Annotated in this window: 18 protein-coding genes; 11 read left to right on the top strand and 7 right to left on the bottom strand. The window is 68.1% G+C overall.

The annotated features are described in order from the left end of the window. Positions 1 to 229 precede the first annotated feature (229 nt). On the bottom strand, positions 230 to 1,363 hold the full coding sequence (locus MHZ91_RS13975; protein WP_239214162.1) for a metallophosphoesterase: 1,134 nt from the start codon (positions 1,361 to 1,363) through the stop codon (positions 230 to 232). A 180-nt stretch (positions 1,364 to 1,543) separates the two neighbouring features. Between MHZ91_RS13975 and MHZ91_RS13980 the strand changes: the two genes are divergently transcribed. The 3 genes from MHZ91_RS13980 (at position 1,544) to MHZ91_RS13990 (ending at position 4,989) form a co-directional block, all read left to right on the top strand. After that, a complete protein-coding gene (locus MHZ91_RS13980; protein WP_239214164.1) occupies positions 1,544 to 2,065 on the top strand; it encodes a GNAT family N-acetyltransferase in 522 nt (173 codons plus the stop codon). Positions 2,066 to 2,254: 189 nt separating this feature from the next. Further along, positions 2,255 to 3,934, top strand: coding sequence for a diguanylate cyclase (locus tag MHZ91_RS13985; protein WP_239214165.1), 1,680 nt, complete (start codon positions 2,255 to 2,257; stop codon positions 3,932 to 3,934). Between the two features lie 110 nt (positions 3,935 to 4,044). Next, the gene (locus MHZ91_RS13990; RefSeq protein WP_313371503.1) at positions 4,045 to 4,989 is read left to right on the top strand and encodes a hypothetical protein; all 945 of its coding nucleotides are present in this window, start codon (positions 4,045 to 4,047) and stop codon (positions 4,987 to 4,989) included. Positions 4,990 to 5,012: 23 nt separating this feature from the next. On the opposite strand, the gene MHZ91_RS13995 is transcribed toward MHZ91_RS13990, so the two are convergent. From MHZ91_RS13995 to MHZ91_RS14010, 4 genes are all read right to left on the bottom strand, one after another. Further along, complete coding sequence (locus MHZ91_RS13995; RefSeq protein WP_239214166.1) at positions 5,013 to 6,032, bottom strand: histone deacetylase family protein; 1,020 nt, start codon at positions 6,030 to 6,032, stop codon at positions 5,013 to 5,015. A 145-nt stretch (positions 6,033 to 6,177) separates the two neighbouring features. Beyond that, a complete protein-coding gene (locus MHZ91_RS14000; protein ID WP_239214167.1) occupies positions 6,178 to 7,173 on the bottom strand; it encodes a tripartite tricarboxylate transporter substrate binding protein in 996 nt (331 codons plus the stop codon). Next, positions 7,113 to 8,186, bottom strand: coding sequence for an NADPH:quinone oxidoreductase family protein (locus tag MHZ91_RS14005; protein ID WP_239214169.1), 1,074 nt, complete (start codon positions 8,184 to 8,186; stop codon positions 7,113 to 7,115). Before MHZ91_RS14005 ends, MHZ91_RS14000 begins: the two co-directional genes overlap by 61 nt. Continuing rightward, positions 8,186 to 9,397: a CaiB/BaiF CoA-transferase family protein gene (locus tag MHZ91_RS14010; RefSeq protein ID WP_239214170.1), complete on the bottom strand. Its 1,212-nt coding sequence runs from the start codon at positions 9,395 to 9,397 to the stop codon at positions 8,186 to 8,188. Before MHZ91_RS14010 ends, MHZ91_RS14005 begins: the two co-directional genes overlap by 1 nt. Before the next feature lie 104 nt (positions 9,398 to 9,501). Here MHZ91_RS14010 and MHZ91_RS14015 point away from each other — a divergent pair, with 104 nt between their 5' ends. Beyond that, positions 9,502 to 10,467, top strand: a complete 966-nt coding sequence (locus MHZ91_RS14015; protein WP_239214171.1) for a LysR family transcriptional regulator — start codon at positions 9,502 to 9,504, stop codon at positions 10,465 to 10,467. Here the strand turns inward: MHZ91_RS14015 and MHZ91_RS14020 are convergent. Next, positions 10,446 to 11,849 carry a 3-deoxy-D-arabino-heptulosonate 7-phosphate synthase gene (locus tag MHZ91_RS14020; RefSeq protein ID WP_239214172.1) on the bottom strand — a complete coding sequence of 468 codons (1,404 nt, stop codon included), beginning with the start codon at positions 11,847 to 11,849 and terminating at the stop codon, positions 10,446 to 10,448. The genes MHZ91_RS14015 and MHZ91_RS14020 overlap by 22 nt on opposite strands. Positions 11,850 to 12,148: 299 nt before the next feature. Between MHZ91_RS14020 and MHZ91_RS14025 the strand changes: the two genes are divergently transcribed. From MHZ91_RS14025 to MHZ91_RS14055, 7 genes are read left to right on the top strand one after another with little or no spacing between them, the layout of a single operon-like run. After that, the gene (locus MHZ91_RS14025; protein ID WP_239214174.1) at positions 12,149 to 13,153 is read left to right on the top strand and encodes a ligase-associated DNA damage response exonuclease; all 1,005 of its coding nucleotides are present in this window, start codon (positions 12,149 to 12,151) and stop codon (positions 13,151 to 13,153) included. Positions 13,154 to 13,195: 42 nt separating this feature from the next. Beyond that, positions 13,196 to 14,800 carry an ATP-dependent DNA ligase gene (locus tag MHZ91_RS14030; RefSeq protein WP_239214176.1) on the top strand — a complete coding sequence of 535 codons (1,605 nt, stop codon included), beginning with the start codon at positions 13,196 to 13,198 and terminating at the stop codon, positions 14,798 to 14,800. After that, a complete protein-coding gene (locus MHZ91_RS14035; protein WP_239214178.1) occupies positions 14,797 to 17,259 on the top strand; it encodes a ligase-associated DNA damage response DEXH box helicase in 2,463 nt (820 codons plus the stop codon). Before MHZ91_RS14030 ends, MHZ91_RS14035 begins: the two co-directional genes overlap by 4 nt. Then, on the top strand, positions 17,243 to 17,914 hold the full coding sequence (pdeM, locus tag MHZ91_RS14040) for a ligase-associated DNA damage response endonuclease PdeM (protein ID WP_239214181.1): 672 nt from the start codon (positions 17,243 to 17,245) through the stop codon (positions 17,912 to 17,914). Before MHZ91_RS14035 ends, pdeM begins: the two co-directional genes overlap by 17 nt. A 57-nt stretch (positions 17,915 to 17,971) precedes the next feature. Beyond that, positions 17,972 to 19,012: an acyl-CoA dehydrogenase gene (locus MHZ91_RS14045; RefSeq protein WP_239214184.1), complete on the top strand. Its 1,041-nt coding sequence runs from the start codon at positions 17,972 to 17,974 to the stop codon at positions 19,010 to 19,012. Then, positions 19,000 to 19,605, top strand: a complete 606-nt coding sequence (locus MHZ91_RS14050) for a bifunctional 2-polyprenyl-6-hydroxyphenol methylase/3-demethylubiquinol 3-O-methyltransferase UbiG (RefSeq protein WP_239214186.1) — start codon at positions 19,000 to 19,002, stop codon at positions 19,603 to 19,605. The genes MHZ91_RS14045 and MHZ91_RS14050 overlap by 13 nt, the downstream gene beginning before the upstream one ends. Beyond that, positions 19,602 to 20,333 (top strand): glycosyltransferase family 2 protein, encoded by a 732-nt coding sequence (locus MHZ91_RS14055; protein WP_239214189.1) that lies wholly within the window; start codon positions 19,602 to 19,604, stop codon positions 20,331 to 20,333. The genes MHZ91_RS14050 and MHZ91_RS14055 overlap by 4 nt, the downstream gene beginning before the upstream one ends. On the opposite strand, the gene MHZ91_RS14060 is transcribed toward MHZ91_RS14055, so the two are convergent. Further along, positions 20,282 to 20,806: a CinA family protein gene (locus MHZ91_RS14060; RefSeq protein ID WP_218344376.1), complete on the bottom strand. Its 525-nt coding sequence runs from the start codon at positions 20,804 to 20,806 to the stop codon at positions 20,282 to 20,284. The genes MHZ91_RS14055 and MHZ91_RS14060 overlap by 52 nt on opposite strands. Positions 20,807 to 21,337: the final 531 nt, after the last annotated feature.

Raw genomic sequence — 21,337 nt, forward strand, 5'->3', positions numbered from 1 at the left:
CTGGATCCGCGCCTGCCGGGCGGGGGTGTGCTCATTACATGGCGTCGAGCAGCGAATGCGGGCAGGCTGACCGCGGTACCAGGACGGTACTCGTCGGCGTTCAGGCGAATTGACGAATGGCAGACACGGTTGCACCCAAGAAGCGAAAGGCGTTGAAAAAGCAGGGCCGAATGCTAAGTCAGCGCGGCGGCGCTTGTCAATGCGCCGCCGCGTGTGTGGCAGGACCGCGTCAGGCGGGCGGCGCGGCGCGCAGCACGATCTGCGTGATCTCCGACGGCCGGCCAAGCCGGATCGGAAAGCCCGGCCACAGGCCCGCGCCGTTGCTCACGTAGAGCTGCATGTTGCCGACCTGGTACATGCCCGACACGTAGCCTTCGTTGGCCAGTTGGGTGATGAAATGCGGACCCAGAATCTGGCCGCCGTGCGTGTGGCCCGACAGCTGCAGGCCGGCGCCGGCTTGCGCGTGGCGCTTGGCGCCCACCGGCCGATGGCTCAAGAGGATCACCGCCGACGACGGCGGCACGCCCTTCATGGCCGCGTCGATGTCAGGCAGCGGCTGGTTCACGCGCGCCGCCACGCTGTCGGTGATGCCCGCCAGGACCAGCGGCTGGCCGTCGCGTTCAATTGTCATGTGTTCATTGAGCAGCATGCGCAGGCCGAGTTTCCTGAAGGCCTCGATCCAGCCCAGGTACTCGGCGTAATACTCGTGGTTGCCCGGAATCGCCACCACGCCATATTGCGCGCGCAGATCGGCCAGCGGTTGCACGTCGGCGGCGCGCGCCGCAGGCGTGCCGTCGACCAGATCGCCGGTGATGAGCGTCAGGTCCGGCTTGAGCGCATTGGTGCGCGCCACGACGGCCTGCATCCAGTCGCCCTGCAGCAGGCGGCTGGCGTGCAGGTCGGTCAGGTGCACGATGCGAAAGCCGTCATACGCTTGCGGCAGGTTGGGCAAGGCGACCTCGATCGTCTTGACCTCCGGCACGCGCACGGCCTGCCAGACGCCAACGGCGGACAGCGCAAGCGCGGCCACGGCGGACCCAGCGCGCAGACGCGTGCAGCCCAGCAGCGCGCGTCCGCGTCCGCGCGAGAACAGCGACACGATGATCCCGGCCACATCCGTAATGAAGAGAAAACTGGCCAGCAGAATGAGCGCGCCAAATGCCCAGCCCAGCGTCATCAGCACGGCGGCGGGCACCTCGGGCGACGCCATGGTGCCGAAGAAGTTGCGGGTGATGAGATGGTGCTCGGCGGCCAGCACGACCAATATCGACAGCAGCACTCGGCTGGAAGCGGGCCACTTCAATTGCCAGACGAAGCGCCAGATGACGTAGAGCGCGATAAGCCCTGTGATGACATGAAACACGTGCGAAATCCTGAATCTTGTTGTTGGAATCGCCCGGCCCGGCGTCTCGCTGCCGCCCGGACGAAATTTCCCGCGAGGGAGCGCCGATTAAAACACTGGATTCTGCGCGGCGGCTGAAACATGGCGCGCGTTGATGGCGGGTCGTAGAATCGCATGCGCCTGCCGCAATCTGGAGTTGCCTTGTCCACGCTTATCCGCCCCGCCCGTCCCGAGGATGCTGCGCTGCTGCCCGCGATCGAACGATCTGCGGGCGTGTTGTTTCGCGCCGCGTCCGGTTTGGAATGGATCGCGGACGACGCGGTGATGTCTGAGGCCGACCATCTGCGCCTGATCGCGCAGGGCACGTCATGGGTGGCGCAAGCGTCGGATCAACTGTGCGGATTCCTTTGCGCCGAGCGCTTCGAAGACGCGTTGCACCTGCGGGAGCTTGCGGTCGATGCCGGTCATCAGCGCATGGGAATTGGCCGCGCTCTCGTGCAGGCCGCATGCGGCCATGCCTGGGCAGCGGGCCTGGCTGTGGTCACCCTGACGACCTTTCGCGACCTGGCATGGAATGCGCCCTGGTATGCGCGGCTCGGATTTCGCGAAGTGCAGGCAATGCCCGGCTCACGGCTGCATGCGGTGCTGGCGGCCGAGGCCAGCCACGGGCTGCCGGTTGAGCGGCGCGTGGCGATGCGCCTGCAGCAGGCACCGGACGCATAGCCCAAGCGCCGCGTTGGGCGTGCCGAACTGCGGTTGACGACCGCTGGATTACCCAAAAATAGTTCGGTATTCTGCGTTATCCCGGTGCGCCAGCCCGCGCCGGTGACTGCGCTGTCGTCCTCCGTGGCGCGCGCATCCGGCAGCTACGCCGATCCGGGCGATTCGCGGTGCTCTCCCCTCAGGAGCGACATGGCAAGAGAACGCAGGGTGCGCTTGTTGACCGTGCTTATTGCGCTGGCGGTGCTCAGCGTGGCGGTCGGCTTTTTCAATGCCATGTACGCGGGCTACCAGGCGCAGAAGACGCAGGTCGTGAAGAACACGCTCGACGCCAATCTGGCCTACGCGCAGAAGCTGGCGGACATCATCAACCTGTATATCCAGACGGGCGACCGGCAGCTTTCCGCCGGCGCGAACCGCATTCCGCGGCTGGCCGACGCGCCCGCCGCGCTGCAAGGTGAACTGTCGGATCTGGCCGGCACGATCGAGGGCGTGACGGCGGTGCTGCTGGCCGACCCCGGCGGCCGGATCATCAACCGGTCCAAGGATAGTCCGACGCCGCTGGCCGCCATCAAGACACTTGACGAACTGGGTGTGCGGGAGCTGCGCGCGGGGCAATGGGCGCGGCCATGCTGCCTGCCGGGCGCGCGCTTTGCGACGTTGACACTGGTGGAACCTGTGCCGGGTCCGCAGAACGCGGTTTCAGGCTATCTCGCCGCCATCGTTGTGCTGGAGCATGGCGGCGGCCTGGACCGGCTCGTCGGCCAGCATGCGTATGCGGACGGCACCTCCGTGTATCTGGTCAACGGCGAGGGTCAGATGCTGTACCGGCATGGCGCGGACGCGGACATTGCGAGCGCGGTCCAGGCGCGCCTGTCGCCCGCCACGGGGCCGGGCGTCGAGCAAGTCATGGACGCTTCCGGCGCGGCGGTGATCGCGGGATACGCGCCGCTGGTCAAGGGCAACTGGGCGGTCGTGGTGCAGCGTCCGCTCGACAGCGCGCTGTCGCCCCTCAAGGACCTGTTGGGCGCGTCGCTGCAGTTCGCCGTGCCGGCTGTGGTGCTGACCTTGTTGCTCGTCAGCGCATGCGCCTACGCGATCGCGCGGCCGCTCGCACGCCTGGCTGACGCCTTCGCCAGCGACGAGCCGGTTGGTCCGACGGCCTTGCGCGCCACCACGCTGAAGACCTGGTATTTCGAGGCCGAAAAGCTGCGGCAGGCGTTGGCCGCCGCGCAAGCGCGCCATCGGGACGAAGTCGGCCGCTTGAACACGGAATCGCTGACCGATCCCATGACCGGGCTGATGAATCGCCGCGCCCTGCGCGCGCGGATCGACGAGCTGGTCGCCGCCGCGTCGCCGTTTGCGGTCATCGCGTTTGATCTCGACCACTTCAAGCAGATCAATGATGTGTATGGCCATCCGACGGGCGATAAGGTCCTGGTGGCGCTGGCGCGGACCCTGCAGGAGAACGTGCGCGCCGGCGATCAGGCCTTTCGCATCGGCGGCGAGGAATTCGTGATGATCCTGCCTCAGCGGGGCGGGAAGGACGAAGCGCAGGACGACACGCAGGACACGGCGCACGAAACGACGCAGAACACGACGCAGAACACGACGCAGGACACGGCGCAGGACGCCATGCGGTCCGCGGCACGGACTGCAGCCCAGGCGGCCGAACGGATCCGGGCGGCCGTGGCGGCGCGCCCGATGCCCGACGGCGTGCGTCCGGTGACCGTGTCCGTAGGCGTGGCGCTGTGGCCGCGGGACGGCGCATCGCCGCAGGCCGTCATCAAATGCGCCGATCAGGCGCTGTACCAATCAAAGCAGTCGGGGCGGGATCGGGTGACGATTTGGGAAGCGGCGGCGCAGGCTTGAACACGGCCAGCCGCCCTGGGAATCACGCTTGCGCATGACGCGGGAAACGCGTCGGAAACGTGGGGAATGGCATGTCGAATCGAATGCAGACGGCCAGGCGGCTGGCCGGTATGACGTCGGCAAGGCTGATCGCGGCGTGCGCGTGCGCAGCGGCGTCGGGCGCGGCGGCGCAGCCAACCGTGCGCTTATCGCAAGACGATCTGCAAAAGCGCGCGAACGGCGTGCTGGCGTTGATGTCTTTTTCCATCGTGCCCGACATCACGACAAGCTCCCTGTCCATCAGCGGCGGCGGGGGATCCACGTCGGGATCCACCGGCTTCTACATGACCCAGCTCGGCGGCGGCGACACGGTGTCCAAGTCGGTGCCCATCTATCTGGAGGGCGTCATTGCGGGCAGCCGCTACGACCCGACCTTCGTCGCCACGCAGGGCGCGGAGACGCGCAGCATCCCGACCAAGTGGAACAGCGTGTCGGCCACGGGCGGCATCGGGTGGGACTTCAAGCTGACCGACGAACTGAAGCTGCGGCCCATCTTCAACTTCGCGCTGGGCAACGTCACCAGCGACCTGCGTGCCGCAAGCTGGTATGTCGGGCAGCGCACGGGCAGGGAGGTGGACTTCCTGGACCGAGGCTCATTGAACGCCTACGGATTGGGCGGATCGCTGATGCTGGATTACGAGCATTACCGGCCGGGCTACGAAGTGGACGTGGAGCTGCGCTATTCCGACATCCGGCTCAAGAGCTTCGACAGCTCGTCCGCCGTGCAGGGCAATGCGGTGGCGCAGTCCGCCAACCTGTGGGCGCGCTACCGGGCGCCCACCGGGTTCATGCTGTTGCAGCGCCCGTTGCGGTATGTGCTTGAGCTGACGCACTCGGAATTCCTGGGCGACCAGCGCGGGGCGCTCGGCTTCGACCGTTTGACCGCGTTGGGGGCGGGGCTGGAACTGGACTCCAGCGCGTACGACGTGATCATCACGCGCACGCGGCTGGTGGGACGCTATGTCTTCGGCAACAACGTGTCGGGCTTTTCGGTGGGACTGGCGGTCAGCTTCTGACGGCCAGCTTGCCCGCCGTCGGATCAGGCGCCGGCCAGACCCGCGAAGAACCGCTTCGCGTTCGATTCCAGGCCTTCGATGTAGTAGCCACCTTCCTGCACGATCAGCGTGGGCAGATTCAGTCCGCCCACCTCGCGGCCCAATCGCTCGAAGCCGTCTTCGGTCACGCTGACCATGGCCTGCGGATCCTTTTCGAAGATGTCGAATCCCAGCGACAGCACCAGCGCATCGGGCTGAAACAACGTGATCGCGCGGCGCGCCTGCGCCAACCGGTCGAAGAACACGGATTCGGGCGAGCCGTGCGGCATGGGCAGGTTGATGTTGTAGCCGTATCCTTCGCCCGCCCCGCGCTCGTCTTCAAAGCCCGCCACCACCGGATAGAAGTTCTCGGGGTCGCCGTGAATGGACACGTACAGCACGTCGCTGCGTTCGTAGAAGATCTCCTGGATGCCTTGGCCGTGGTGCATGTCCGTGTCCAGGATGGCCACGCGGGGAAATCCCGACGTCAGCCGCTCTGCGGCGATAGCGGCGTTGTTCAGGTAACAGAAGCCGCCCGCGGCATCGCGCCGCGCGTGGTGACCGGGCGGGCGGCAGATCGCGTAGGCGCTGCGGTCTCCGGCCAGCAGGGCATCGGCGCCCGCGATGGCGCATTGCGCCGACCAATACGCCGACTGCCACGTCTTCGGGCCGACCGGACAACTGCCGTCGGCCAGGTAACGTCCGGCCTTGGCCAGCACGCCGCGCAGCGCGTTGCGTTCTCGCACGAAGACGTTCGACACCACTTCGCCGCCCCAGTCGCCGGGCAGCTTCATCCAGTCCTCATGCGCGTCCTGCAGGAAGCGCAGGTAATCCAGGCTATGGACCGCCGCGATCGCACCCGCCCCGTCGTCGGCGGGCGCCTGGACGTCGAATCCCAGCTTGCGCGCCGCCTGCACCAGGCCGTCCAGCCGCGACGGCACCTCCTGCGGCGTGCGCATCTTGCCGCGCGAAAAATAGGTCTGCGGATGGTGAAGCTTTTGATCGTCGTGGAAGAACGCCTTCATGCCTGGGACCTCGGGGTTGGTTGGCGCGCGATGCGCGCGGCGGCCGCGGATAGGAAACCATGAATTCTTATCCAGCGGCGTGGCGCTGCTTATGGGGGATTACCCGCGCCGCCCGGGTCGAGGTCAGTCTGAGCCGCCTTTTCCACTATTGCGGCGTGATCTGCGCCGCCTTGACGATGTCCCGCCACTTTTCGCCCTCGGACACATTGAAATGGGCAAACGTGGCGGGATCAGATCCCACCGGCTTGGCGCCCAGGCCGGCGTACTGCGTCACGACATTGGGCTGCTTGAGCGCCCGCGCCGCGTGCTCGGACAGCTTGGCCACAATGGCCGACGGCGTGCCCTTGGGCGCCCACAGACCGTACCACGTGCTGATGTCAAAGCCCGGGAAACCGGATTCGGCCATGGTGGGCACGTCGGGCAGTTCATCGACGCGGCGGCTGGTTGTCACCGCCACCGCCCGCAGCTTGCCCGACTTGATGAACGGCATCGCCGACGGCATGGAATCGAACATCAACTGAATCTGTCCGCCCACCAGATCCGTCAGCGCGGGCGCGCTGCCCTTGTAAGGCACGTGTTGCATCGGCAGGCCGGAACGCACCTTGAACGATTCGCCCGCAAGCTGTTGCGCGGAGGCCGAGCCCGCCGACCCGAAGTTCAACGGCTGGGCCTTGCCCTGCGCCACAAGGTCCTGCACCGTGCGCACCTTCGACGTTTCAGGCACGACCAGCACGAGCGGCACGTCCGCAAGCTGCGTGATGGGCGCGAAGTCCTTGAAGGCGTCGTAACGCATCGACGCGTAGATGTACGGGTTGATGACGTGCAGCGACGCGTTGGCCAGGAACGTGTAGCCGTCGGGCGCGGCGCGTGCCACGAGGTCCGCGCCGATCATGCCGCTGGCGCCGGGCTTGTTGTCGACGACGATGTTCTGGCCGATGGTCTTGGACATCTCGGCGGCCACCAGCCGCGCCACGATGTCGGTCGGCCCGCCGGGCGGGTAGGGCACGACCATCGTGATGGGTTTGCTGGGATAGGCGTCGGCCGCCAACACGGCGACGGGCAGGCTGACGCAGCCGGCGGCTAGCGCCGCGGCGGCAAGGTGGCGTGGCCGGGCGGCGCGCCGGAAGTCGTTGGTACGCATGGGGTTGTCTCCGTCGTTATCGTGATCGCCACCTTGCCGACGACTTGTCGGCTTTCCAGGGCGGCGAGTGCTGCGGCAAGACCGGTGATCGGATAGATCGCCGTTACAGCCGGCCGGATCCGCTGGCGGCGGGCCCAGTCGAACAGGGTGGACATGGTCCGCTGCATGGCAGGGGCGTGGACGATGCGTTCGTCCGCGGGCGTCCAGCCGATGTAGCGGCCAAAGAAAAACCCATGCAGGGCAATGTTCTTCACAAGCAGCAGGTTCAGCGGCACATCCGGGATGCGGCCGCTGGCGAAACCCACCGACACCATGCGGGCATTGGCCGCCGCGGCGCGCACGCTGCGTTCGAAGGCGTCGCCGCCCACCGCGTCCAGCACCACGTCAGCGCCGCGCCCGTCGCTGGCCGCCTTGACGGCCTGCGGCATGGACTCGTCAGCGGCGAACGCCTGCCCCGCGCCCGCGTCCAGCGCGGCCTGGCGCTTGGCCGGTGTGCTGGCGCAGGCCAGCACCGTCGCGCCCAGCGCCGACGCTATCTCCACGGCCGCCAGTCCCACGCCCGAGCCCGCGCCCAGCACCAGCACCGTGTCGCCGGGCTGCATCGCGGCGCGCCACAACAACGCGCCCCATGCCGTGCCGTACGAGATGGGAATGGGCAGCGCGGTCAGAAGCGGCAGATCCTCGGGCACGGGATAGACGGTGTATTCCGGCAAGGTCAGTCGTTCGGCATAGCAGCCCCAGCGCGCCAGCGCCACCACCTTGTCGCCGGGCTTGAACCGCGTGACCTTGGCGCCGCACGCGATGACGCGGCCCGCGGCCTCCGTGCCGGGCGCAAACGGCAGCGGCGGACGGCTTTGATAGCGTCCCTCGATGAGCAGCTTGGTTGCGTGGCTGACGCTGGCATGCTCGACGGCGATGGTGACTTCGTCGGGCGCGGGCGCCGGCGCCTCGGGAAGCTCGCCGGGCAACACGTCTTCAACCGGACCATGGCGATGGCAGACCAGGGCGCGCATCAGCGGGCCTCCTTGCCGCATGCGGCCTGGCGCAGCACGCCGGCATGCAGCATGGCCTGGATGTCGGCGGGCGCGACGCCCCACTCGGTCAACACATCCACGGTGTGCTCGCCAACCGCCGGCGCCGCGGTGAGCGGCCGGCGTGACAAGGCCCCGGCCGCGCGCGCATAGGGCAGGGGCTGGCCGCCGGGCTGCGCCAGCGGTTCCAGCAGCCCCAGATGCGCCGCCTGCGGATGCGCCGCCAGGCCGTCGTAGTCCCGCACGTACGCGTGCAGCACGTCCTCGCGCGCCAGGCGCTCCACCCAGTGCGCGGCAGGGCGCCGCGCCAACTGTTCCGCCATTTCCCGATGCAGTCGCTCGCGCTGCGCCATGCGGCCTGCGTTGGTGGACAGGGCGGGGTCCGCCAGCCAGTCGGTTCGTTCGAGCGCGCGGCACAAGCGCGCGAACTGGTCGTTGTTCAACGCCAGCACGGACAGGCGCGCATCCGCGGTATCGAAGACGCCGTTGGGGGCGCTGACCGCCACGGCCTCCCGCTGTCCCGCAATGCCGTACGCAAGGATGTCGTTCACCTGCAAGGCCGCGCAGGCCTGCAGCAGATTCAACTGCACATGCTGGCCGCGGCCGCTGCGCGCCTGCTGATAGAGCGCGGCGCTGGCCGCCTGCACGGCGTACAGCGCGGTGGCGATGTCCGCCATCAGAAGGCCGATGCGGCGCGGCTCGCCGGCGGGTGTCTGGTTGGCGAACATCAGGCCGCTATCCGCCTGCATCACCGAGTCGGAGGCGGGCGCGTTGGCGTAGGGGCCGTCCGGTCCGTAGCCGCTGATGGACACGTAGACCAGGCCCGGGCAACGTGCGGCCAGGCTGTCGTAGCCCACCCCCATGCGTTCGGCGACGCCGGGGCGGAAATTCTGGATCACGAGGTCCGCGCGCCGCGCCATGTCCGCCAGCAGCACTTTGCCTTGCGGCTGGCGCGCGTCCACGCACACACCGCGTTTGCCGGCGTTGTAGGCGATGGATAGCGCGCTCTGGTCGTCGCGAAGCACACCGACGTGCCGGCCCCAGTCGCCGTCTGGCGGTTCCACCTTTACGACGTCGGCGCCTTGCTGCCACAGCATCTGCGCGCAGTACGGGCCCGCGATGCCCTGGCTGAGGTCCAGCACACGCAGTCCGGAATAGGGTCCGCTGGAAGCGTCGGTCAACGGGGTGGGCATGGGTGGATGTCGGTCCGGAGCAAGGGTTCGAAGGCGATGAAGACGATGCTAGACTCGACCGACGCATTGGACAATCCACCGGTTTGTGCCGGGAATGGTGAACCATGATCGACAATAAGCCGGACCTGAACCTCGTCAGACTGTTTGTCGCGATGGTCGAGTCGCGCAACCTCAGCGCGGCCGCGCAGCGTTGCGGCATGACGCGGTCGAACATGTCGCACCGCCTGAAGCGGCTGGAACTCGATCTGGGCGCCCAGCTATTCCGGCGCACCACCCGGCATGTCGAGCTGACGCAGGCCGGCCAGTTGCTGTACCAGCACGGCATCCGATTATTGGACGAGATGCGCGCGGCGCAGGCGGCCATCGACAGCCTGGACGGGACCGTGCGCGGCGATGTGCGCATCCGGCTGCCCACCGGCCTGGGCCACCTTTATCTTGCCCCCGTGCTGCTGGATTTTGCGCGCGCGCATCCCGACATTGCGCTGCGTGTGCACATCAACGACGGGATCGGCGACCTGATCTCCGCCGAAGTCGACATCGCCCTCAAGATCACCTCGTCTCCGCCCGAAGATCACGTGGCGCGGCGGCTGTGCGACATTCAGTGGTGCCTGTGTGCGTCGCCGGATTTCCTGGCGCGCAACGGGCCGGTGCAACGCATGGAGCAGTTGGGCCGCTGCGACCTGATCGCGCCGCAATCGCTGGGCCGGCGCTTCGACCTGCGGCTCAAGCAGGCGCATGGCGACCCGCTGATCCTGCGCGTCGCGCCGCGGCTGCAGTCGGGCGACTATCCGTTTCTGCGCGATGCGGTGCTGGCGGGCTTGGGTGTGGCGCTGCTGCCCCGCTATGCCGTGTGGGAATTGCTGCGTGACGAGACGCTGGTGCAGGTGCTGCCCGCGTACGAGCCCGAAGGGGTGGGCGATGCCATCTACCTGCTGACCGCGCCCAACCGGTTCCCGTCCATGGCTACGCGCGTGCTGGCGGATTTCATCCGCGCGCACATCGAGCGGCATGCGCCGGATTGGAGCGGAGCGGCCGCGGGCGACTGCGCTTATGCGCCGGCGCGATCCTGACCCAAGCGCGTGATGGCAGCGTGCACGTCATCCACATGCACCATCAGTTCTCGCACCTGCCGCAACAGCGCGAACTGGTTCAGCACGGCGCTCCAGCGAGGCGCAACCAGCAACTGTTGCCACACCGGCGAAAGCGCCGACGCATCCGGCGCCTCGCCTGCGGCCATCGCGCTGGCGAAGTCCAGGCTTTCCTGCGCTGACAACAGCTGCATCCGGCCAGCGGCATTCAGCAGCCGCGGCACGGTATCCGCCGGCGCGTCGGAAAAGTAGAGAATCGTCCCGGCAAGATCAGCGTCGTCCGCCGACAGCGCCGCCAACGCCGCACCGCGCAGCCGCACCGGCCCCTGGTGGCTCTCGAACACATAAATGGTCTGTGCGTCTGCGTGCGCAAGCAACCGCAGACCGCGCAGCAACCGGGGCAGATCCGTCGTCGCCGCGTCCGTTGACGCCTTGGCCTCGACCAGCAGGCACACATCCCAGACCGGCGCCGCAGCGTCGCCGGCCGACTGGCGCAGCAGCGCCACGTCCCATTCGGTCTTGGCGCGGTTTGCGTTGCCCGGGATAGACGCCGGGACGTGCATTGACGTGACCACCCGATAACTTTCGCCCGTCCTTTGCGCAAGCTGCGTGGCCATCGCGGTAATGGCGCCTTCGGCCAACGCTTCAACGGCGATGCCGCGGCGGCGCGCGTCCAGCCCCTGCGCGGCGGCCTGCGGCGTGCCGGGGCGGGGACCTTGCCGTTGCCAAAGATGTTGATAGCGTTGCACCAGCGGATCCGTGGACAACGTCTTCATGCGGCGCAGACGCGCCAAGGCGGGGTCGTCCAGCAACCGTTCCAGCGGCGCGGAAATCGCCGGGCTTGTCGCGGCGTCCGAGGGCTGCGCCGCAAGCAGGCGCTCGGCGCCTTGCGTCAATGCGGCCCAGTCCTCGGCTGCCGCCGCCGCATGCAACGACGCCAGCGCGTCCGCCAACGGCCCGGCCGGCATCCCGCGGCGCTTGCCGGGATGCGCAAACGCATCGACCGCAGTACGTACCGCGCGCCGGTCCGCCTGGGCGTGCGCCGACAACGAAGCGTATTCGCGCACCAGCGGGGATTGATGCCGCAGCACCATGGCCTGAAACGCGGAATCTCCGCCGCTTTCGCGCAGTGCGTCCCGAATCAGTTGCGAGAGCGCGTCTAAGAACAGGCGTTCACTGGCGGATGATGGCGCTGCGTCTGCACTGAGCGCAACGCGGGCCTGTTCGATGGCGATGGCAAGCGCCATCGCCGGGTCGGAAACTTCAAGCCCGCTGCCGGCCGCGGGCAGCGGGCCCACGCGATAGCGACGCGGGATGGCGCGCAGCGTCAGGTCCAGCAGGGAATGCGGCAAAGCAGAGGGCATGAAGGTTCCGTGTCATGTCCGGCCTCGCTGCCAAGGAATTACCAGGGAACGACCGACAGGGCGATCGAAGCGACGACGACCACAACAATAATCGTGAGGATGTGATTGGTACGCATATTCTCTCCTTTAAGCCACCGCTCCACACTACCGGCTTACGCTCCCCCCGTCTGCAACTGAACTTTTAATTTCTCATCGGATGTTAGCGGTGCGTTTTCAGCGCACTTTTTCTGCGTCCTCGCGGGGTATAACCAAAGACATGCGGCCGCGAAACCGTCGCGCCGCGCCGATCGGGAGGTCCCATGCGCGACATCGTGCAACTGCGTCCGGAAGGCCTGTATTGCCCAGCCGGCGGCTTTCATATCGATCCGTGGCGGCCCGTCGAGGTCGCCGTGCTGACGCATGGTCATGGCGATCATGCACGTTCCGGCATGGGGCGCTACCACACCAGCGCCGAAGGCTTGCCTATCCTGCAATGGCGGCTGGGCGACCAGGACTATCGGGTCCATGCCTATGGCGAAGTCTTCACGTTGGGTAACGCGCGCGTGTCGTTGCATCCGGCGGGCCACGTGTTGGGATCGGCGCAGGTGCGCATCGAAGTCGATGGCGAAGTCTGGGTCGTGTCCGGCGACTACAAGCGCCAGCCCGATCCGACGTGCAGCCTGTTTGAAGTCGTGCCTTGCGACACCTTCATCACCGAGGCCACCTTTGGCCTGCCTATTTACCGTTGGCCCAGCGCCTCGGACGTGGCGCGCGACATCGTGCAATGGCGCGACCACTGCGCCGCGCGCGGCGAGGCCGCCATCCTCTATTGCTACGCCCTGGGCAAGGCGCAGCGCGTGCTGGCTGAATTGATCCCCTTTGCGGACCGGCCCGTCTACCTGCACGGCGCGATCGCCGCGGGGGTGGACGTCTATCGCAAGGCCGGTGTTCCGCTGTCCGACACGCGTCTGGTCATCGACGCGGACGGCCCTTCCGCGGCCTCGGGAACGGGATTTGCTGGAGAGCTGATCCTGGCGCCGCCGTCGGCGGCGGGCAGCGCGTGGCTGCGGCGCTTCCGCAAGGCGCAGCATGGCTTTGCGTCGGGCTGGATGCGGCTGCGCGGCAACCGCCGGCGCCGCAACATGGACCGCGGCTTTGTCGTGTCGGACCATGCCGATTGGCCCGACCTGCTGCGCACTATCCACGACACCGGCGCCAAGCGGGTCATCGCCACGCATGGCGACACCGAGGCGCTGGTGCGTACGTTGAATGAATCCGGCATCGCCGCCGAGACGCTTGTGACGCAGTATGGCGAAGACGATTAGAGCGGCCATCGAACGAAGATCGACAGGGGAACGGACGCAGGCATGAAGCGATTCGCGGCGTTGTATCAGGAGCTTGACCGCAGTACCGCCACCTTGGATAAGCGCGCGGCGCTGGTGGCGTACTTCCGCGATGCCCCGCCGCGCGACGCGGTCTGGGCGTTGTATCTGCTGGCCGGCGGCAAGATCACCAGCACACGTAAGAAGATCGCGGGGGTTGGCGAGTTGCGGGCCTGGGCGGCCGACGCTTCCAGCACTGCGCCCTGGCTGCTGGACGCCTGCTATGACCAGGTCGGCGACCTGGCCGAAACCCTGGCGCTGCTCGTCCCGGATCCGGAAGCGGCCGCGCCGGATCGTGGCCTGGCTGACTGGATCGAAGAGATTCTCTTGCCCGTCGCGAACCGCGACGAGATCGAGCGGCGCGAGGTGGTCGTCTCGGCCTGGCTGGGCTTGCCCTATGCAGAACGCCTGGTCTTCAACAAGCTGCTGACCGGCGCGCTGCGCGTCGGCGTGTCTCAGCGCATGGTGCAGCAGGCGCTGGCCGAAATGTCGGGCGTGCCCATCGCCCGCATTGCGCAGCGCATGCTGGGCGCGTGGTCGCCCAGTCCGGCGTTCCTGCGCGATCTGCTCAGCGCCGAGGAACTGCCAGGCGACCGCCAGCAACCGTATCCGTTTTTCCTGGCGTCGCCGCTCGAAGGCGATCCCGCCGTGCTTGGACCCATCGAAGAATGGCTGCTGGAATGGAAGTGGGACGGCATCCGCGCGCAGCTCATCCGGCGGCGTGGCGAGGTGTCCATCTGGTCCCGTGGCGAAGAGCGCCTGGACGGCCGCTTTCCGGAAGTTGAAGCGGCGGCCGCCGCGCTGGACGTGGACTGCGTCATCGACGGGGAACTGCTGGCCTGGCAGGACGGCAACACGGACCCCATGCCGTTCTCGGCCCTGCAGACCCGCATCCAGCGCCTGAAGCCCGGTCCCAAGTGGCTGGCCGAAGCGCCGGTGCAGTTGCTGGCGTATGACCTGCTCGAACTTGAAGGCGAGGACCTGCGCGAATTGCCGCAGGCCGAGCGCCGCGAGCGCCTGGAGGCGCTGCTGCGCCGCCATCCCGACCCACGGCTGCGGATGTCGCCGGCCGTCGCGCCGGCAAGCTGGGACGAGGCCCACGCGCTGCGCGGGGAATCGCGCGAGCGCGGCGTCGAAGGCTTCATGCTCAAGCGGCGCAGCGCGCCGTACCAAAGCGGGCGGCGGCGCGGCGACTGGTGGAAGTGGAAGATCGACCCGCTCACCATCGACGCCGTGCTGCTGTACGCGCAGTCCGGCCACGGCCGCCGCAGCACGCTCTACACCGACTACACCTTCGGGCTGTGGGAGGGCGACGCGCTGGTGCCCATTGCCAAGGCCTACTCGGGCCTGGACGATAAAGAGATCCTGGAACTGGACCGCTGGCTGCGGGCACACACGCGCGAGCGCTTCGGGCCGGTGCGCTCGGTCGAACCGGTGCAGGTGTTTGAACTGGGCTTCGAAGGCGTGAACATCTCCAAGCGTCACAAATCCGGAATCGCCGTGCGCTTTCCGCGCATCCTGCGCTGGCGGCACGACAAGCCGGCGGATCAGGCCGATCAGCTGGACACGCTGAAGGCGCTGGCGCGATGAGCGGCACGGCCCGGGGCAGGGATGCGCCGCTGGTCGCGTGGTTTGCGGCGCGCGGCTGGAAAGCCGCGCCATTTCAACGCGAGACGTGGCGCCGCTATCTGGATGGCGGGTCGGGCCTGTTGCACACGCCCACGGGCAGCGGCAAGACGCTGGCGGCATTTGGCGGCCCGCTCCTTGAAGCGCTCTCGGAAGACATGCCGGCAAAGGCGGCCACCGGCGAAGGTCCGCGCGTCTTGTGGGTGACGCCGCTGCGCGCGTTGGCTGCGGACACGACGCGGGCATTGACGCAGACGGCGGCCGAACTGGGCATCGACTGGACCGTCGCGTTGCGCACGGGCGACGCCAGCGCGCGCGACAAGCGGCTGGCGCGGCAGGGCAAGGCGCACGTGCTGGTGATCACGCCCGAATCGCTGGCGCTGCTGCTGTCCTACGCCGACGCGTCGACGCGCTTTCGCGCCTTGCGCTGCATCGTGGTCGACGAATGGCATGAACTGCTGGGCAACAAACGCGGCGTGCTGCTGCAGCTGTGCCTGGCGCGGGTCCGCAAGCTGTCGCCGGCGGCTCGAACGTGGGGGTTGTCCGCCACGCTGGGCAACCTGGATGAGGCCCGCGCCGTGCTGCTGCCGCAGGCGCCCGACAGCGCGCTGGTGGCCGGCGCCAGGCCGCGCAAGATCCAGATCTCCACCTTGCTGCCGGAACGCAGCCGCGCGCTGCCGTGGGCGGGCCATCTGGGGTTGTCGCAGCTGGAACGCGTCTTCAAGCGACTGTTCGATGTGCGCGCGACGCTGCTCTTTACCAACACGCGGGCGCAGGCCGAGCTGTGGCACCGCGCGCTGGAGTCGATCTGGCCGGAGGATCCGCGCACGCTGGCGCTGCATCACGGCTCGCTGGACCCCAAACTGCGCGCGACGGTCGAGCAAGGGCTGCGCGACGGCACGGTGCGCTGCGTCGTGGCCACGTCCAGCCTGGATCTGGGCGTGGACTTTCCGGCGGTGGATCAGGTGCTGCAGATCGGCAGCCCCAAGGGCGTCGCGCGGCTGTTGCAACGCGCCGGCCGCGCCAAGCACCGGCCCGGCGAGTCCGGCAACGTGGTCTGCGTGCCCGCGCAGGCGCTCGAACTGATCGAGTATGCCGCGGCCCGTCAGGCGATCGCGCGCGGCGAGATCGAGTCCCGCGTGCCGCCCATCGGCAGCCTGGATGTGCTGGCGCAGCACGCTGTGACGCTGGCGCTGGGTGGCGGCTTCGAAGCTGGCGATCTGTTTGAGGAGGTGCGCGGCACGCATGCCTACGCCACGCTCGATGCCGCGACCTGGCAGGCCGTGCTGGATTTCATCGTGCAGGGCGGACGCGCGCTCGCGAAGTATCCGGACTATCACCGCGTCGTGCGCGATGAAGATGGCTGCTACCGCGTGCATGACCGGCGCATCGCGTTCCGGCATCGGCTGTCCATCGGCACCATCACGTCCGACGGCGCGGTGGCGGTGAAGTATCTGCGAGGCGGCGGCCTGGGATCGGTCGAGGAGGGCTTTCTGGCGCGCTTGCGGCGCGGCGACCGGTTTCAGTTCGCCGGGCGCACGCTGGAACTGGTGCGGCTGGAGGGCATGGTGGCCTACGTACGGCGGGCAAAGGGCGGAGACGGACCCGTCGCGACCTGGCAGGGCGGGCGCATGCCCTTGTCCACGCAATTGGCGAGCGAGGTCGAGAGCCTGTACTCCCATCCCGGCGAGCACCCGGAAATGCGCGCCGTTGCCCCGCTGCTCCGCATCCAGGAACAGGCCAGCGCACTGCCCGACCACGGCCGTCTGGTGGCCGAACTGATCAAGACGCGGCGCGGCTCGCATCTGTTCCTGTTTCCATTTGCAGGCCGCGCCGTGCATGAAGGCATCGCTGCGATGGTCGCCCTGCGCTGGGGCCGGCGGCAGGCCAACACCATCTCCTACACCGTCAACGATTACGGCCTGATGCTGACGCTGGCCGAACCCGCAGCCCTGGACGACACGCTGCTGCGCGCATTGCTCAGCCCGGACAACATGGCCGATGACCTGCGCGAAGGCGTCAATCTGGGCGAAATGGCGCGCCGTCAGTTTCGAGAGATCGCGCGTGTCGCGGGGTTGTTGACGCCATCGCTGCCGGGGCAGGCGGCGCGTTCGCTGCGGCAGGTGCAGGCCTCCAGCGGGCTGCTCTACGACGTGCTGCGCCGTTACGATCCCGATCACCTGCTGCTGGCGCAGGCCGAGCGCGAAGTCTTTGAACTGCAACTGGAGGCACCGCGGCTCCTGGGGGCGCTGCAGGACTGCCAGCGGCGCGAGCTGGCCTTGCGCGAACCGCGCGCGCTCACGCCGCTGTCGTTTCCGCTGTGGACGGAAAGCCTGCGCGGGCAGCTCAGCACCGAAACCTGGCAGGCACGAGTCAAGCGCGCCGCCGAGCAACTGGAGAAGCGGTATGCGCGAATCGCCTGAGGCCAAACTTGCGATGGCGCTGGCAGGCGAGCCTGTCGTCCTGCTGGGGGCGCGCGCGTTGCACTGGCCTGCGCGGTCCCGGCTGGTGATCGCGGACCTGCATCTGGGCAAGAGCCACGTCTTTCGGCAAGCGGGCATCGCCGTGCCGCGCGGGGCGACGATGGACGACCTGCGGCGCCTGTCGGCCCTGATCGCCGCGACGGGCGCCACCGAGCTTTTGATTGTCGGCGACGTCCTGCACGGGCCCGCCGCGCAGGCCGCGTGGCGCGATGCGTGGATTGCGTGGCGCGAGGCGAATCCGTACGTGGACGTGGCGGTGCTGGCCGGCAACCATGACCGCGCGCTGGACGCCCCGGCGCTGGGCATGCGCCAGCTCGGCGAGGCGTGGGCCGACGGCCCGTTCCTGTTCCGCCACCTGCCGACACCAGACACGCAGGGCCGGCACGTGATCGCCGGCCACGTGCACCCGAAAACGCGTGTGCCGGGCGTCCCGCGCAGCTGGCCCGCGTTCTGGCTGCGTGAAGGCATCACCGTGCTGCCGGCGTTTTCCGATTTCACCGGCGGCCATGCGGTGCAGGGCGGGCAGGGGGCTTCGTTGGTCGCTTGCGTGGAAGGCGACGCGTTGCCCTTGGGTTGGACGCCGCGCGCGCGGTGATGGGCACGGCGCTTGCTGTCCGGGGACATAACCCCAACGCCGCACCAACGCATCGCCATGACCGAACGTCCCGACCCGTCACCTCCCCGGCAGTCCGCGCACCAACGATTGAATGAGGTCCTATCCGACGCCCATGCGCCGTTGGATCCCGGCCGTTGGCTGCGCGTCCTGGTGGAACAGGGATGCGATCAACTGCCCTTGCCGGGGTCGGGCCAAACGCTGGATCGGTGGCGCGCACTGGCCCGCGTGGCCGAGGCGGACCTGAGCCTGGTCAAACTCTACGAAGGGCACACCGATGCGCTCGCCATCCTGGCGGAACTCCAGGCGCCTGTCCCGCCGGCGAATAGCCGCTGGGCGGTGTGGTGCGCGGAGCCCCCGGATCATCGCGTGCAAATCACCCCGCAGCCCGACGGCACGGCAGTGCTGCAAGGCGTCAAGGCGTGGTGCTCCGGCGCGGCTGCCGTCACGCACGCGCTCGTCAGCGGCTGGAATCCCGCGGGCGAGGCGTGTCTGGCCGCGGTGGCAATGGATCAGGACGGCGTGCAGGTGACCGATGCCGGCTGGCATGCCGTGGGCATGCGCGCGTCGGCAAGCGTGGACGTGGTCTTTCGGGACGCGCGCTGCGCGCTGGTGGATGATCCTGGCGCGTACGTGCATCGGCCTGGCTTTCTTCACGGCGGCGCCGGTATTGCAGCGTGCTGGTACGGCGGATTGCTGCATATCGCACAGACTTTGCACCGGGCCTTGCCCAGGCATTCCGCCGACCCGCATCGGCTGGCGCATCTGGGCGCCATCGACGTGGCCCTGGCGCAGGCCCGGGCGGTGTTGCGCGAAACCGCCGCCGAGATCGACGCGCATCCGCGGCAGGCGTGCGCGTTGGCCTGCGCCCGCGCGCGGCTGGCCGTGGAAGCGGCTGCGTCGGTGGTGGTGGAACGGGCCGCGCGGGCGCTGGGCGCGGGCCCCTTGTGCCGCGACGCGCACTTTGCGCAGGTAATGGCCGATCTGCCCGTGTTTATCCGGCAGAGCCATGCGGAGCGTGATCAGGCCGCGCATGGGCAGGCGGTGCTCAACGACGGAGGCACGCCATGGGCTCTGTAGCCGTGGACCATTTTGAACGTCTCTACCAGGCGGATCCCGATCCGTGGCGCGTGGCCAGCGCGTGGTACGAACGCCGCAAACGCGGCCTGTTGCTGGCGGCGCTGGGGCGCGAGTGTTATCGCCATGCCCTCGAGCCGGGTTGCGGCACGGGCGAGCTGACGCGGAGCCTTGCGCTGCGCTGCGCGCGCGTCTGTGCGGTGGACGCCGCGCCGGCCGCAACGGCGCGTTGCAGCGCCCGCGTGGCCGGCGAAGGCATGGACCATGTCCAGGTCTTGACGCTGGACCTGCCGCGGCAGTGGCCCGAGACGCCCGCCGCTGGCTTTGACCTCATCGTGCTGTCGGAAGTCGCGTACTACCTGGACGGCGCCGCGCTGTGCAGGTTTCTGAGCGCCGTCGATGCATCCCTTGCGCCGGACGGCGAGATCGTTGCCTGCCATTGGCGGCCGGATTTCGATGACCGTCTTCAGAACACGGACGCGCTGCACGCGGCGATCGGCGCGTTGCCCGGCCTGTCGCGCAGCGTGCATCACGTGGAAGACGAGTTCCGCCTGGATGCCTGGCGCAGACACCCCCAATCAGGAAGCCATTCATGATCGGCGTATGCATTCCAGCGCACAACGAGGAGCGCCACATCGAAGACTGCCTGCGTGCCGTCATGCGCGCATCCCGCCATCCGCGTCTTGGCCGGGAATCCGTGCGTATCGTCGTGGTGCTGGATCACTGCGAGGATGAGACCGCGCGCCGGGCGGCAGGCTGGCCGGTGGAGCTTCTGATGGTCCAGGCGCGCAACGTCGGCATGGCGCGCGCGGCGGGCGCTCAACATCTGCTCAATGCCGGCGCGCGCTGGCTGGCTTTCACCGACGCCGACACCTGTGTGTCGCCCGGGTGGCTGGCCGACCAGCTTTCCCTGAATGCGGAGGTGGTTTGCGGCACCGTATCGGTCACCGGATGGGATGCGCATGGCGAGTTCGCGCAGCGCGCACGCCGGGCGTTCGCCACGCACTACCACGATCGCGACGGTCACCGGCATGTGCATGGTGCGAACCTGGGCATCGCGGCGCACACGTACCGCCGCATCGGCGGCTTTGCGGCGCTGACGTGCAGCGAGGACCAGGCCCTGGTCGACAAGCTGGAAGCCGGCGGGGCGCACATCGCATGGTCGTGCCTGCCGCGCGTCAGCACAAGCGCTCGGCCGTACTCGCGCGTCGAAGGCGGATTCGCCGCCGCACTGCGGATGGGGTGGGAGGCCGAGCCGGACGGCGCTGGTGCTCAGGCTGATCGGGACGAGGAGGGGCGGGCGCCGTCCAGCCACTGCTTGTGATAGGCGATCAGCTGCGCCAGGGCGTGTTCGGCGCTGGCGCGGCGGATGGCATTACGATCGCCCTCGAAGCGCGCAGTCTCGGTATAGATCGCCGGCGAGACGTCGGCCGGACCCGACTTGAACACCCACGCGTAGCACTGCGTGCCGGCGGGAATCTCCGGGTCGGTATCGTCGGTGACGCCCGTGTTTGAGATCGCTACATTCGCCGGGCTGTTTCGCGCCGCGCCCAGCGCCATTTCCCGTGCCACGGCTTCGCTCGTGAGGTTGTGGCGTTGCAGCGTGCGCGCGGCCACGCCCAGACATTTCTGCTTGGCCTGCGGCGAGTAGGCGACGAACGCGCAATCCAGCAGCGCGCCCGCGCCCGGTATGTCCGCAAGCGTGGCCGCAATCAGCCCCGCCGTGCAGGACTCGGCCGTCACCAGTTTCAGCGAATGCTCGTGCATGTAAGCGGCGACCCGTTCGATGGCATTCATTACGATCCTCCTGCGTGAATGCCCGGGCCCAGCAAGCTCCGTGCCGTCCGCCCTCCCGTCATCTTTCTGGCGGTTTGTGCGCAACGGCCACGCCTACCGACCCGCACGGTAAGCGATATTTACCGCCTCCCAACCACGTTACGGGTTCGCCAGAAGGCAAGGTGCAGACATAGATGGGAACGCTGGAGGCCTCCTGGGTTCTCTTTGCGATCAAACGCCGTTCTACGCGGCATGTGGAGCGATCGGGGAGTTTTACGATTACGTCGGACAGCCTGGATCCTGAAGCCATATTCATCTCCTGAATGTCGAGTGTCGTGTTGCCGGATGCGGTTGTTTGGCCTTGCCACGGCGTTCTGACCGCATGACCCTTTCTTAGCATCGCGGCCGCCTTTGGCCTATCGGCCATAAAGCGTGGACCCTGCCCCCGCTTGCGCAATCGGCACCCGGCACAGCACTTGCTGCCTACACCAAGCGGGCGGGCGAGGGCGCGCGTTTCAACGTTTGAGCGCGAGTCCGGCCTGCTTGTTTCGC

Source organism: Achromobacter sp. ACRQX (assembly GCF_022346505.1).
GTDB lineage: Bacteria > Pseudomonadota > Gammaproteobacteria > Burkholderiales > Burkholderiaceae_B > Achromobacter > Achromobacter animicus.

Bases quoted from the DNA above. Each gene is read 5' to 3' on its own strand.
- MHZ91_RS13985 (WP_239214165.1), top strand. From the start codon at position 2,255: ATGGCAAGAGAACGCAGGGTGCGCTTGTTGACCGTGCTTATTGCGCTG.
- MHZ91_RS13990 (WP_313371503.1), top strand. From the start codon at position 4,045: ATGACGTCGGCAAGGCTGATCGCGGCGTGCGCGTGCGCAGCGGCGTCG.
- MHZ91_RS13995 (WP_239214166.1), bottom strand. From the start codon at position 6,032: ATGAAGGCGTTCTTCCACGACGATCAAAAGCTTCACCATCCGCAGACC.
- MHZ91_RS14000 (WP_239214167.1), bottom strand. From the start codon at position 7,173: ATGCGTACCAACGACTTCCGGCGCGCCGCCCGGCCACGCCACCTTGCC.
- MHZ91_RS14005 (WP_239214169.1), bottom strand. From the start codon at position 8,186: ATGCGCGCCCTGGTCTGCCATCGCCATGGTCCGGTTGAAGACGTGTTG.
- MHZ91_RS14010 (WP_239214170.1), bottom strand. From the start codon at position 9,397: ATGCCCACCCCGTTGACCGACGCTTCCAGCGGACCCTATTCCGGACTG.
- MHZ91_RS14015 (WP_239214171.1), top strand. From the start codon at position 9,502: ATGATCGACAATAAGCCGGACCTGAACCTCGTCAGACTGTTTGTCGCG.
- MHZ91_RS14020 (WP_239214172.1), bottom strand. From the start codon at position 11,849: ATGCCCTCTGCTTTGCCGCATTCCCTGCTGGACCTGACGCTGCGCGCC.
- MHZ91_RS14025 (WP_239214174.1), top strand. From the start codon at position 12,149: ATGCGCGACATCGTGCAACTGCGTCCGGAAGGCCTGTATTGCCCAGCC.
- MHZ91_RS14030 (WP_239214176.1), top strand. From the start codon at position 13,196: ATGAAGCGATTCGCGGCGTTGTATCAGGAGCTTGACCGCAGTACCGCC.
- MHZ91_RS14035 (WP_239214178.1), top strand. From the start codon at position 14,797: ATGAGCGGCACGGCCCGGGGCAGGGATGCGCCGCTGGTCGCGTGGTTT.
- pdeM (WP_239214181.1), top strand. From the start codon at position 17,243: ATGCGCGAATCGCCTGAGGCCAAACTTGCGATGGCGCTGGCAGGCGAG.
- MHZ91_RS14045 (WP_239214184.1), top strand. From the start codon at position 17,972: ATGACCGAACGTCCCGACCCGTCACCTCCCCGGCAGTCCGCGCACCAA.
- MHZ91_RS14050 (WP_239214186.1), top strand. From the start codon at position 19,000: ATGGGCTCTGTAGCCGTGGACCATTTTGAACGTCTCTACCAGGCGGAT.
- MHZ91_RS14055 (WP_239214189.1), top strand. From the start codon at position 19,602: ATGATCGGCGTATGCATTCCAGCGCACAACGAGGAGCGCCACATCGAA.
- MHZ91_RS14060 (WP_218344376.1), bottom strand. From the start codon at position 20,806: ATGAATGCCATCGAACGGGTCGCCGCTTACATGCACGAGCATTCGCTG.